The sequence below is a fragment of the Silvibacterium acidisoli genome (assembly GCA_022870745.1).
In the GTDB taxonomy this organism is placed as follows: Bacteria; Acidobacteriota; Terriglobia; order Terriglobales; family Acidobacteriaceae; genus Silvibacterium.
On the sequence record CP085323.1, the window covers coordinates 2,553,064 to 2,565,509 of the forward strand.

Sequence of the window (12,446 nt, forward strand, 5' to 3'; positions counted from 1 at the left end):
TTACAAAGTCTCCGTTGCAGATGCCGGACGGGGCTTCACCCAGAAGGCGGCATCGTGCTGCTGTTCATACGTGTCAAGGGCCGCGGCGTGACGCAACGTAAGGCCGATGTCATCGAGTCCTTCGAGCAGGCAGTAACGGCGGAAGGGATCGATCTCAAATGACGCAGAGAAACCCTGGTCGTCCTTGATCGTGTTTTCTTCGAGAGAAACGCTGAGAGTGTAGCCTTCGTTCGCGGCCGCCCGATCCAGCAGAAGCTGTACCTGCTCTTCCGGCAGCTTGACCAGCAGGATGCCGTTCTTGCCCGCGTTCGAGTGGAAGATATCGGCGAAGGTCGGAGCGATCACGCAGCGGAATCCATAGTCGCTCAGCGCCCAGGCCGCATGTTCGCGCGAAGATCCGCAACCGAAGTTCTTACCGGCAACGAGGATCTCTCCGCCCTTGTAGCGCTGCTGGTTCAGCTCGAAGTTCGCATCCTTGCGCCAGTCGAAGAAGAGGAAATCTCCATAGCCGGTGCGCTCGATGCGCTTGAGAAACTGCTTCGGAATGATCTGGTCGGTATCGACATTGACGCGGTCGAGAGGAACAACCTTTGAAGTAAGTGTGCGAAATGCCTGCATTAGACCAGTACCTCCGCCTTCTTGAATTCCGCCGTCTTGAATTCCCAGGTGCGCACATCGGTGAAGTGCCCCGTGATGGCAGCAGCAGCGGCCATCATCGGGCTTACCAGGTGCGTGCGGCTGCCCGCGCCCTGGCGGCCTTCGAAGTTGCGATTGCTGGTCGAGGCGCAACGCTCGCCGGGCTTCAGTGTGTCCGGATTCATGCCCAGGCACATCGAGCAGCCGGGCTCGCGCCACTCAAAACCTGCTTCGAGAAAGATGTGGTCCAGGCCTTCCTGTTCCGCCTGCGCCTTCACCAGCTGCGAGCCTGGAACAACCATGGCGTGAACCTTCGCATTGACATGATGACCCAGCACAACCTTCGCAGCCGCGCGCAGATCTTCAATGCGCGAATTGGTGCAGGAGCCGATGAAGACACGATCGATGGTGACTTCTTCAATCGGTGTACCGGCCTGCAGATCCATGTATTCGAGCGCGCGCTCGAAGCCGCGACGGTCCGCATCAGACTGCGCGTTCGCGGGATTCGGAACCGTCTCGGTTACAGGAATCACCATGCCTGGGCTAGTGCCCCAGGTGACATAAGGAGCCAGTTCAATCGCGGGAATAATCAACTCGCGGTCATACTTCGCTCCGGGGTCGGAAGCCAGCTGCGACCACTCGGCAACAGCCTTGTCCCACGCCTCGCCCTGTGGAGCAAACTTGCGGCCCTTGAGGTAATCGAAGGTGATCTGGTCAGGGGCGATCATGCCAGCGCGCGCGCCGGCCTCGATGCTCATGTTGCAGATCGTCATGCGGCCTTCCATCGACAGCGAACGAATGGCCGAGCCTGCAAACTCAATCACGCAACCGGTCGCGCCGTCGGTGCCGATGCGCCCGATAATGCCAAGCGCGACGTCCTTCGCGGTCACTCCGTCGGGCAGTTCGCCTTCGACGGCAATGCGGAAGCTCTTCGCCTTCGACTGCGGCAGGCACTGCGTGGCCATCACGTGCTCGACCTCGGAGGTGCCGATGCCGAAGGCCAGTGCGCCAAACGCGCCGTGGGTCGAGGTGTGCGAATCGCCGCAGACGATGGTCATGCCCGGCTTGGTCAGCCCAAGTTCGGGTCCGATGACATGCACGATGCCCTGGTTCGGAGACTGCACGTCGTAAAGCTCGACACCGAAGTCGGCGCAGTTCTTGCGCAGCGTGTCGATCTGCTTGGCGGCGATAGCGTCTTCGATGATGAGGCGGTTCTTCGTCGTGGGAACGTTATGGTCGACCGTCGCCACGGTGCGATCTGCGCGGCGCAGCTTGCGGCCCGCGATGCGCAGGCCTTCAAAGGCCTGTGGCGATGTCACTTCGTGAACAAGGTGAAGGTCGATGTAAAGCAGCGCCGGTTCATTCGGCGGCTCGGCAACGAGGTGCGATTCCCAGACCTTCTCGAACAGTGTTTTCGGTGTAGACATAATATGTAACTCCAGCGAATACAAATGCTTTTAATCTCAACCTGCGCCAAAGGCGCAGCCACTCAGGCTGATGATGCCGCTGTACCCGGCGCCAAAGGCGCGGATGCCTGGACGGCCAGTCCTAGACGGCGTGTAGGGATTGGCGGCGGTCGATGATTTCGTTCAGCGCTTCGTGTACCTTGCGTCCCATCTCCTGCGTCGTCAGCTTCTGCTTGCTCTCGCCGCGGACGAGGTCAGCGGTGCGATAGCCGTCTTCAAGTACCTTGCGGACCGAGGCTTCAATCGCCTGCGCATCCTGCTCGAGGCCGGCGGAGTGGCGCAGCAGCATCGCTCCGGTAAGGATCGCGCCCAGCGGATTCGCAAGGCCCTTGCCTGCAATATCCGGAGCCGAGCCATGAACCGGCTCATAAAGGTTGACCTTGCCGCCGACGGTCGCCGACGGCAGCATGCCGAGCGATCCGGTGATGACTGCGGCTTCGTCGGAGAGAATGTCGCCGAAGAGATTTTCGGTCAGCACGACGTCGAAGTTGCGCGGAATGTTCATCAGGTGCATGGCAAACGAATCGACGTACTGGTGGTCGAGAGCGATGCCTGGATAATCCTTGGCGACTTCGGTTACGGTCGCGCGCCACAGCTGCGAGGTTTCGAGAACGTTGGCCTTATCGACCGAGGTGACCTTCTGGCGGCGCGTGCCGGCCAGTTCGAAGGCCACTCGGGCTACGCGCACGATTTCATCTTTCGTGTAGCGCATGGTGTTGAAGGCCGCGTTCGTTTCGCGGTTCCATTCGCGAGGCTGGCCGAAGTAGAGTCCGCCGAGCAGCTCGCGCACAAAGATGATGTCCGCGCCTTCGGTCACTTCAGGCTTCAGCGGCGAGTTGACGGCCAGCGAGGGCCACGCAAACGCCGGACGCAGGTTGCCGTAGCCTCCGAGCTCCTTGCGAATCTTCAGCAGGCCGGCTTCGGGACGTTCGCTGGGGGGCAGGGCATTGAACTCGTTGCTGCCGACTGCGCCCAGCAGTACGGCATCGCTCTCCAGCGCGGCTTCGAGTGTAGACGCAGGCAGTGGAGTGCCTTCCGCCTTGATGGCCGCTCCGCCGATCAGCGCCTCGCGGAACTCGAAGTCGTGGCCGCCGAGCTCGGCAACGGTTTTCAAAACGCGGACGGCTTCGCCTGTAACTTCCGGGCCGATGCCGTCGCCGGCGACCACCAATACCTTCAGCTTCATACTTTCTCCAGATCAGGTTGAGGGAAACGAATCTTACTTCGCCGGGGCCAGGACGCCGTTATCGACAAGATTGACGAGGTCCTGGTCATAGATTGCCTTCTTGCGGTCGGCCAGCGCCGTGAACGCGTGATAGGCGGCGTTCAGCTCATCCGCGTTGAGCTTGTAACCCAGCTCTTCCAGGCGCGAGCGCAGCGCGTGACGGCCGGAGTGCTTACCCAGCACCAGCGGCTTGGCCGGCGCGCCCACCGAGGCCGGGGTGATGATCTCGTAAGTCAGCGGATTGGCCAGCATGCCGTGCTGATGAATTCCGGCTTCATGGGCAAACGCGTTGTTGCCGACAATGGCTTTATTCGGAGCGGGTCCAAAGCTGATGAAGCTGCTCAGCTGCTGGCTGACCGGGTACAGCTTGTCGATCTTCAGCTGGTGCTCGACCTTGAAGTATTCCGCGCGCACGCGCAGCGCGACGGCGACTTCTTCAAGGGCTGCATTGCCAGCACGTTCGCCGATGCCATTCACGGCGACCTCCACCTGGCGGGCTCCGCCTTCGATTGCGGCAAGGGCGTTGGCCGTGGCCAGGCCTAGGTCGTCATGGGTATGGGCCGAAAGAATGATTTTGTCCGCGCCGGGCACCTGCTCGCGAATCATGCGGAACATCGCAGCGTATTCGCTGGGCATGGAGAAACCGACCGTGTCGGGCAGGTTGATGATGGTCGCGCCGGCTTCAATCGCCGTCGCAACGACCTTGCGCAGGTACGCAGGATCGGTACGCGTTGCGTCTTCGGGAGAAAACTCGATCTCGTCGACCCGGCCTTTGGCCTGCGTGATCGATTTGCCGATCCGGTCGATGGCCTCGTCGCGGCTGATTTTAAGCTTGTATTCGAGGTGCAGATCGGAGCTGGCCAGAAAAACGTGAAGACGCTTTTTCTTGGCCTTGTCCAGCGCCTGGATGGCGCGCTCGATGTCCTCTTCGCGTGCGCGGGCCAGCGAAGCGATCGTGGGGCCGCTCACCTCTTCGGCGATCTTCTGGATCGACGCAAAATCGCCCTCTGAGGCGATCGCAAAACCTGCTTCCAGGATATCCACGCCAAGATCAGCCAGGGAGTGGGCCATGGCCAGCTTTTCTGGCTGGGTCATGCTGCAACCCGGAGACTGTTCACCGTCGCGCAGCGTGGTATCGAAGAAATAGACGTGGTCTTGAGCCATTCGAAAAATACTCCTGCTATGGAAAGTCTGCCAAATACCCTTGCATTATTCAAATTTATAATTTTTTGCAATTCGATATAAAAATGTAATAATCGCTCCTCGGCAAAATATTGCCTGGGTATTCGCTTATGGATTTGGCACAGCTGGAGACGTTTCTTGCAGTTGTTGAGGAAAGAGGATTTTCCCGCGCCGCGGTACGCCTCCGCCGCACGCAGCCCGCTGTCAGCCATGTGATTCGCCGGCTGGAAGATGAGATCGGTGAGCCGCTGTTTGAAAGGAGCTCCCGCGACGGAACGCTTACGGCCGCCGGAACGCTGCTGTGTGACTACGCCCGGCGGCTGCTGAAGCTGCGCGGCGAGGCATCCTCGGCTCTCGAAGAGCTCCGTTCACTCGAGCGCGGGCATCTGCAACTGGCAGCCAACGAATATACCTGTCTCTACCTGCTGCCGGTGCTCGACGAATTTCGCCGTCGCAGCCCGCATATCAGCGTGGTGGCGCAGCGGTCACTGGCCAGCCGGATTCCCGACCAGATTCTCGACCGCTCTGTCGAAATGGGCATCGTCACCTTTGCGCCGGAGGGCGATCATTTTGTCAAAATCGCGGTGTATACCGACCCGGTTGTCTTCGTGGTGAACCCGAAGCATCCTCTGGCCAGGGAAAAGGAGGTCGCGATCCGCGATCTGGGGGCGGAGAGTTTCATTGCTCACAATGTCGTTTCACCGTTGCGACGGGGCGTGATCGATCTCTTTGCGAAGCATAAGACGCCACTCAATATGCATGTCGAGCTCCCCAGCCTGGAGGCGATCAAGCGCTTTGTAGCCATGGGAAATGGCGTGGCCTTCGCGCCGGGGCTCTCGGTGCAGGACGAGCTGAAACGCGGCGACCTGGTGCAGGTGCATGTGACGGATCTGGAAATTGACCGGCAATTGCTGCTGATTCATCGGCGTCACGCGACACTCTCGCATGCCGCCCTGGCCTTCCTGAAAACCGTCCAGTCCTTTGCCAAGGAGCGGGGAACGCCCTTTCAATACCTGCCTGCTACCGAAGTTTAAGCGAACTACGTCCATGGGATAGCTGTCGAATCGCCTTTCGACAGGTACAATTGCGAAAGCAGGCTGGAAAACCTCCGGCCTCAATCAACTTGATGCGCCGTTTGAGGCGAATTTGCCCGGAACCATGGGCCGAGGTTCACGAAACGAATGAAGAAGAGTCTGTTGCTGTTGTTAATGCTGCTGCCGTTCACGGCGGTGGCCGGATTTGCGCAGGAGAGCCGTCAGGACGTCAGTGTTAGCGGATCTGCAATCATCCCTCCTTTTACGTCGCAAAATGCCGTTCAGCTGCATGCAACAGTGGGCTATGGGCTGCTTGCCAGCTATCGTTACCTGCTGACCCCACGCAGCGGCCTTGAGGTGAACTACCAGTACGCCCAGGAAATTCAGCACTACATCAATCCCACGAACAATGTGCTGGTTCACAACCGCTTCCAGGAAGTTTCGGGCGCTTACGTCTATAACTTCACCTTCCGGAACTTCAACCCGTTCCTCGAAGCTGGTATCGGCGGCTACACCTACAACCCGATCAACGATCAGAAGTCCCAGATCCAGAACCTGAGCCGCAGCACGAACATCGGCGCGCTGTACGGCGGCGGCATCGCGTACGAGCTGAGCCCGAGCTTCGATATCCGCGTGGCTTACCGCGGCATCATTCTCAAGGCGCCCAGCTTCAACCAGGCCGACCTGAGGACGAATCGTTACTTCAACATCTACGATCCGGTGATCGGCGTCGCGTACCACTTCTAAACGGAAGACGAGCAAAAGAGAAGGGCCGGGAGATTCCCGGCCCTTCTCTTTTGCTCGTCTTCCGTTTAGCGAACGCCTAGAACCCGGTACGACACGCCGACGTCGAAACCATGGGGAGTGAGTCCATTGCTGTTTCCGCCAAACGCTGTGCCAGGAGCCGAGGGCAGAATCTGATATTGATATCCGGCGCGAACCGCCCAGCGCTTTGAAGCGCGGTATTCCACGTCGCCACCCGGAGCGTATGCGAAGTAGCTTCCCGATCCCATGCTGATCTTGGTATCAGTGAAGTAGGGATAGGTGATCCATACCCCGCCAAGCAGAAACTTGCCGTTCAGAGAGAAGCGGTTCCAGCGAAGCAGACGATACTTTACGCCTCCCAGGTAGTCATCCTGGGTCTCCTGCCCGTCGTTGGCGTTATGCCAGTGCAGCCAGCGCAGCTGGCCCTCAATGCCCAGCTTTGGAGTGATGTTGTAGTCTGCAAAAACACCAACTCCGGCGATATCTTCGTTGCCATAGTCCGGATTGAAGCTGGACACCTGGCCGCCGACCCAAACTGTCGAATTACCGCCCTTCGCCGAAGAGGCAACCTGGCCATACAACGCGGGAGCTGCTAATAAGCTGAGCAAAAATATCTTCTTTATCACGTTCGCTTCTCCAATCAACTAGATGCGATCCATAGGGGAGTTAAGGCACAACTCAATAGTTTTTTCAATGAGGCGTATCATGCGATTTCCATCTGGCGTGGAACTCTTAACATGCTGATACGCCTCAGTCTTTCGTCAGTTTTTAGCGGGCGCCGGGACCAGGGTTTGCCGGAGCCGGGGTAGTATCGGCGGGCTGGGCCTGCGGAGCCGCATTTGTATCCGCCGGTTGAGCTGCAGGGGCTCCAGTCGTGTCAGCTGGCTGGGCTCCCGGAGCAGCCGGGGTGTTAGCCGGAGCTGCTGCAGGCGCCGCGGCCGGGGCCTGGTAGCGCTGCAGGCGGAAGTAGACCGGAGTCACTTCAAACGGCATCTTGTCGCGTGCATTGAGCAGTGGAGCAGGCCGCACGTTCAGCTGGTAGACCTTGTCGTCCCACGGATCGATGCGCAGGTGGCTGTTCAGAGGCAGGGCAGCGATCTGTGTCAGATCGTCCATGTTCAGCTTGGGAGCGCCCTGAGTCAGACCCGACAGCCAGGGGGTTCCGTCAGCCTTGATCAGCGAATCGCCCAGGCGGGCCGTCAACAGGTACGGCAGCTGCTTCTGGCGCGCCTGCAACTGCGCGAAGAACAGACCGACGCTGGCCGCCTTATCGTGATAGACCGAGTTGTTGAAGAGCTCAACCGCCTTCTTGGCGGCTTCCGTGTTGTCGAGCGGAGTGTGGTTCATGTTGAAGCGGGTGAATGTCGCTTCGTCAGGGAAGAGCAGGCGGTCGTTAAAGGCGAAACGCGTATCGATATGGTGGCCGAGGACGATGTGGGCAAGCTGGAAGCTCAGGACGGCCGCCAGATCCTCTTCCGAGGGGAGGGTATCGATCAGTCCCTTGCTCAGCAGGATGGTATTGCCGATCGCAATCGATTCGAGCGGCGTAGTCAGCAGCACACGGCAATGAATATCCGAGGGCAGCTCAAGCTTGTTGCCGATGACGATGTTGTTGGTAACGGTCTCGAGAACCTTGTCGAAATCGCTGGGCGGAGCCAGCAGGCCGGCCTGGGTCAGGCGATCGAGCACGTTCTGCTCGGCCTGCGAAACCCACTCGCGCTGCGCCTGCAGAGGGCTGACGTCGGTCGACGTATCACTCTGATCCTGGGCATTATCGACCTCGATCGAAGCGTTATCCGAGTCGTGAGTAGGCAGTTTGAGGGAGTAGCCCCAGAAATAGGTCTGGGCGCGGAAGCCCGTCGCCTTTGGCGACTCGCTCTGCTGCGTCTCTTCGACGTAGATGGCATTCGGGAGCCAGACGTCAGGCTGCACGTTCATACGCCAGCTGTCGAAGTGGAAGTAATGGCTGCCTTCCGTCGTGTCCCGGCCTTCCGTGTAGGAGCCGTTGAAGCGGACAATGTTGCCGTCCTGATCTTCTACCCAGATACGGCCGAAGAAGCGGCCTGTGCCCTGGCCGGGCTTCGGGTGCACGTCGAAGACCAGCGTGCGGACGCTGCCCAGGAAGTCGCGCCGGACATAAGTGAAGTCATAGTGCTTCTGGTCGAAGCCCACCGGGTCGATGAACATCATGTCCATGAAGCCGGTAGCCGAGTAGCTCATGTGGAAGCTCTTGGTCAGATCGCCGAGAAACTTCATGGAGCCTTTGAAGAAGCCTCGTCCTTCCGGCTTCGCCTGGTAGGCGTTTGCCGTGAAGGTCTTACCGAAGTCGACGCGGGCGACGATGTACTCATCCGACACCGGCACCGTCTGAAGCTTCTGGTCGGGGCGATAGTTCTGGATGTATGTCTGCACCACGGGGGTGCTCTTCTGGATCGCCTTGACCGTATCCTTTTCGCGGCCGACGGCCTTATCGATCAGAGCGGCCTGGGCCGGGGTGAGGGGTACCGGGGGGACATACTTCGGGGTCTTCTTGGCATATGCGGCGCTGACGGTGAGAGTAAGCGCCAGACCCATCGTGCAAAGCTTGCGGAGAGACATTTACAGGCTCCTAATCGTTCTCTTCAAATCGAATCGCTTGGTGTTATCTAAAAACTACGTACCTTCGGCTACGCGAGCTGGAAGGTAATGTGAATTACGGTGACTTGATCGACGGGGTGGCCGTCACGGGTCGCCGGTTTAAACTGTATTCCTTCCGCAACACTCCTGGCTTGCTGGTCCAGCCCGTGTCCTAACCCGCTGAGCACCTGCAGAACCTGTACATGACCATCGGCCGTGAAGCGAACCTGCAGCGTGACATCGCCTTCGATCTTTAGCTGGCGGGCTTCGGCGGTATAGGTAGCGCGGGGCTTGGAGAGCACAACGATCGGCGTGGCTGCCGCCTGTTGCGCCTTCGGTTGCGCGGCGGGCGCGCTGCCGTAACCAGTTCCAAAGGAGCCGGCCTGAGCAACCTGGCCAGTGCCGCCGGGCTTTCCGGTGCCGCCGACTACGCCGTTCGAGAACCCGGCCGAGGCTACGGTCCCACGGGTATCCTTACCGCCCGGAACGCCATTCGCTACGCCCGATCCAAAGGCTACGCCTTTGACCGATCCCTGGCGGGCTGCTCCGGCTCCTGCGCTGGGGCCAGGAGCGGCATTGAAGGCACCCACCGCTGCCACTGTCGGGGCCTTGGTGGCATTCGGGTTCGGCTTCACGCCGGAAGGATCGCCGAAGCCGCCGGTCTTCACGCTCGGAGGCGCGGTGTTGTTTGCTACCTGCGTCGGAGTCGGACTCTTGAAGAGTCCAACCTTCGGCTGGGGTGGCGGGGTAACGGCCTTGGGAGGAGCCGGTGCTATCTTCGGCTGCTCTGGCGTCGGAACCTTTACCTCGACAGGCTTGGGCGGTTCCACGACAGGTTTGGGCGGCTGAATCACCGGCTTCGGTGGCTCGATCACCTTAGGCGGCGGGGGGATAATTTTTACCTTGGGGACGGGGGGAACATAGGGCTTGGGCTGTTCAAGGGGAAAAATGAGCGTGGCTGTATTTTCCTTGCGAACCTTTACCTCATGAATACGTGCTGCGGCGAAGAGCAGGATCAGAGCGCCGACCGCGATATTCGCGACCATGCTGACGCCAAAGGAGCCCAGACGGCCTTCCGGCTCGGGCAGGAGACCGAACTCTGCGTTCTTCTTAGGAGAGCTTGCCATAAACCTTTATTATTCTCACTTGTATTCCACTGTTAGTACTTAGACGCACAACTTAGGCGGAGACACACATCCACTGTGAATACAAGCACTTTGTATTCCAAATAAGATGCTGAAATCCTGCTATCCACGGCTCGGCTGGGGTGGGACGACCTAAGTTACACAAGTTGCGTAGCCAATCGTCCGTCGATCGCTGTTTCTGTCGACGGTGGGAGCTCAAAACTTGACAGTTTTGCGGGAGCCGATTTATTCGTCACTTTCACCCGGCTGCGTTTCGGACATTTGACCGTAACGACAGTAATAGCAAAGTAATGAGCGCTTTTCTAGATTATAGGGTGCCCTATCCTGAAAGGTAACCATTACTTTCGTGTTAATTTTGCCTACAGTGTAAATACTGCTCACTGCGCCGGATTTCCGGTGGACTGTAGTAGGTTAATTCGACGTTGGCGCACTGTTTCCGGTTGCCCGTTTTCCAACCATCACATCAAGACAGCTTTCAGGAGATTCTCGTGCGAATTCTTGTGACCGGCGGAGCCGGCTATATAGGCGGTACGGTTACCACCCTGTTGATGGATTCCGGCCACGACGTGGTCGTATATGACAATCTGAGCCACGCCCGCCGGGAGATGATTCCCGCAGGCGCTGAATTTGTCGAGGGCGATATTTCCGACCGTCCTCTTCTCGAAAAAGTGCTTGGCAGCGGTATCGACGGGGTGATGAATTTCGCGGCGCTGATCGAGGCCGGCGAAAGCATGAAGATTCCCGAGGCCTATTTCCGGAATAACAGCGCTTCGACGCTGACGCTGTTCGAAGCCATGCTGGCGACGGGCGTCAATCGCCTGGTGTTTTCCTCGACCGCGGCTGTTTACGGTGAGCCGGAATCGACGCCGATCCTCGAAGACGCGCCTCTGCGCCCAACCAACGCTTACGGAGAATCGAAGCTGCTGGTCGAGCAGATGCTCGGCTGGCTCAATCGCAGCCACGGCTTCCGTTATGCCAGCCTGCGCTACTTCAACGTGGCGGGCGCCATCAAGGGCCGGGGTGAGGCGCATGAGCCTGAATCGCACATCATTCCGCTGATTCTGGACGTAGCGCTGGGCCGCCGGGAGAGCATCAAGATCTTCGGGCAGGACTATCCCACGCCGGACGGAACCTGCATCCGCGACTACATCCACGTGCACGATCTTGCCCGTGCCCACCTGCTCGCCATGGAAAAGCTCGAGACCGAGGACCGGCTTATCTACAACATCGGCAATGGAACTGGCTTCAGCGTCCGCGAGGTGGTGGATTCTGCGCGGAGGGTGACGGGCAAGGACATCCGGGTTGAAGAATGCCCTCGGCGTCCAGGAGACCCGGCGGTGCTGATCGCGAGTTCTGAAAAGATCGGCCGCGAGCTGGGCTGGAAACCGGAGTTCACCGAACTCGACGGCATTGTCCAGACAGCCTGGGACTGGCACCAGTTGCGGTACCGGTAAGACGACGGTCGTCGCGATTTCCTCTACAGTGGAGGCATGTTTCATCTGCCATTGCACCAGATGTTCAGCCTCCCTGTGCCGCTGCTCGAAAAGATCGTGCGGCCCATCGTTGTGTATCTTGCGCTGATCCTGCTTCTACGCGTCTTCGGCAAACGGGAACTGGCGCAGCTCAATCCTTTCGACCTGGTCGTTCTGCTTTCGCTGTCGAACACGGTGCAGAACGCGATTATCGGCGATGACAACTCGCTTTCCGGGGGCATTATCGGGGCGATCACGCTTCTGAGCGTGAATTGGCTTGTCGTGCGAATCCTCTACAGCGCTCCGCGGGTGAATCAGCTGCTCACAGGCATGGAGAGGACATTGATCATCGATGGCATGGTCGACCACGTCGCGCTGAAGAAAGAGCTGCTGACAGAAGAGGAGCTGCTGGCCGTGATCCACCGGCAGGGCTTCGACACGTTCAATGAAGTGGAGAGGTGCGAGATTGAGCCGAACGGAGGCTTCTACATCGAAGGCCGCAAGCCCTCGTCTGAGGACTCGCGCCAGGGCGAACTGCTGGCCCGCCTGGACGCGCTGGGAGAGGAAATGAAGGCGATTCGCGCCCGTCTCGACCAGATGAGCGAACACAAGACAGCCTGAGCGGGCACGCGCCATTGACCCCGCTTCAGATGCTCCGTATCATAAGAAATTGTTCCCATATCTTTTGGCGGCGTAGCTCAGATGGTTAGAGCGACGGACTCATAACCCGTAGGTCGACAGTTCGATTCTGTCCGCCGCCACCAGTGTGTACACAACACTGATCTGCAACAGGCGGATGTTCCCGCGTAGCCGGTCCTGCCTTAAGTTGCATCCTGATCCTCACTTCTGCAACATGAATCGCCCGCCCGATTTCGCCATGAGCGGAACGGAGTATGATAGACACA

At 59.1% G+C, this 12,446-nt stretch carries 11 protein-coding genes and 1 tRNA gene; 5 read left to right on the forward strand and 7 right to left on the reverse strand.

Annotated elements, in window-relative coordinates:
• From leuD to LJD29_RS10710, 4 genes are all read right to left on the reverse strand, one after another.
• Complete coding sequence (gene leuD, locus LJD29_RS10695) at nt 1-618, reverse strand: 3-isopropylmalate dehydratase small subunit (RefSeq protein WP_446745747.1); 618 nt, start codon at nt 616-618, stop codon at nt 1-3.
• On the reverse strand, nt 618-2,063 hold the full coding sequence (leuC, locus tag LJD29_RS10700; protein ID WP_446745748.1) for a 3-isopropylmalate dehydratase large subunit: 1,446 nt from the start codon (nt 2,061-2,063) through the stop codon (nt 618-620). Before leuC ends, leuD begins: the two co-directional genes overlap by 1 nt.
• A gap of 121 nt (nt 2,064-2,184) precedes the next feature.
• The gene (gene leuB, locus LJD29_RS10705) at nt 2,185-3,288 is read right to left on the reverse strand and encodes a 3-isopropylmalate dehydrogenase (protein WP_446745749.1); all 1,104 of its coding nucleotides are present in this window, start codon (nt 3,286-3,288) and stop codon (nt 2,185-2,187) included.
• A gap of 33 nt (nt 3,289-3,321) precedes the next feature.
• A complete protein-coding gene (locus LJD29_RS10710) occupies nt 3,322-4,491 on the reverse strand; it encodes a 2-isopropylmalate synthase (RefSeq protein ID WP_446745750.1) in 1,170 nt (389 codons plus the stop codon).
• Nucleotides 4,492-4,619: 128 nt separating this feature from the next.
• Between LJD29_RS10710 and LJD29_RS10715 the strand changes: the two genes are divergently transcribed.
• Together LJD29_RS10715 and LJD29_RS10720 are read left to right on the forward strand one after the other, a co-directional pair.
• Complete coding sequence (locus tag LJD29_RS10715; RefSeq protein WP_446745751.1) at nt 4,620-5,543, forward strand: LysR family transcriptional regulator; 924 nt, start codon at nt 4,620-4,622, stop codon at nt 5,541-5,543.
• A 147-nt stretch (nt 5,544-5,690) separates the two neighbouring features.
• A complete protein-coding gene (locus LJD29_RS10720) occupies nt 5,691-6,290 on the forward strand; it encodes an acyloxyacyl hydrolase (protein WP_446745752.1) in 600 nt (199 codons plus the stop codon).
• A 65-nt stretch (nt 6,291-6,355) separates the two neighbouring features.
• Here the strand turns inward: LJD29_RS10720 and LJD29_RS10725 are convergent, their stop codons facing one another.
• The 3 genes from LJD29_RS10725 to LJD29_RS10735 form a co-directional block, all read right to left on the reverse strand.
• Nucleotides 6,356-6,916: a porin family protein gene (locus LJD29_RS10725; protein ID WP_446745753.1), complete on the reverse strand. Its 561-nt coding sequence runs from the start codon at nt 6,914-6,916 to the stop codon at nt 6,356-6,358.
• 160 nt (nt 6,917-7,076) lie between these two features.
• Nucleotides 7,077-8,906 carry a M48 family metalloprotease gene (locus LJD29_RS10730; protein ID WP_446745754.1) on the reverse strand — a complete coding sequence of 610 codons (1,830 nt, stop codon included), beginning with the start codon at nt 8,904-8,906 and terminating at the stop codon, nt 7,077-7,079.
• A gap of 68 nt (nt 8,907-8,974) precedes the next feature.
• On the reverse strand, nt 8,975-10,051 hold the full coding sequence (locus LJD29_RS10735) for an energy transducer TonB (RefSeq protein ID WP_446745755.1): 1,077 nt from the start codon (nt 10,049-10,051) through the stop codon (nt 8,975-8,977).
• A 506-nt stretch (nt 10,052-10,557) separates the two neighbouring features.
• Here LJD29_RS10735 and galE point away from each other — a divergent pair.
• The 3 genes from galE (at nt 10,558) to LJD29_RS10750 (ending at nt 12,305) form a co-directional block, all read left to right on the forward strand.
• Nucleotides 10,558-11,523, forward strand: a complete 966-nt coding sequence (gene galE / locus LJD29_RS10740; protein ID WP_446745756.1) for a UDP-glucose 4-epimerase GalE — start codon at nt 10,558-10,560, stop codon at nt 11,521-11,523.
• Between the two features lie 36 nt (nt 11,524-11,559).
• Nucleotides 11,560-12,162, forward strand: coding sequence for a DUF421 domain-containing protein (locus LJD29_RS10745; protein ID WP_446745757.1), 603 nt, complete (start codon nt 11,560-11,562; stop codon nt 12,160-12,162).
• Nucleotides 12,163-12,228: 66 nt separating this feature from the next.
• Nucleotides 12,229-12,305: transfer RNA gene (locus tag LJD29_RS10750), tRNA-Met, on the forward strand.
• The last annotated feature ends 141 nt before the right edge of the window (nt 12,306-12,446 follow it).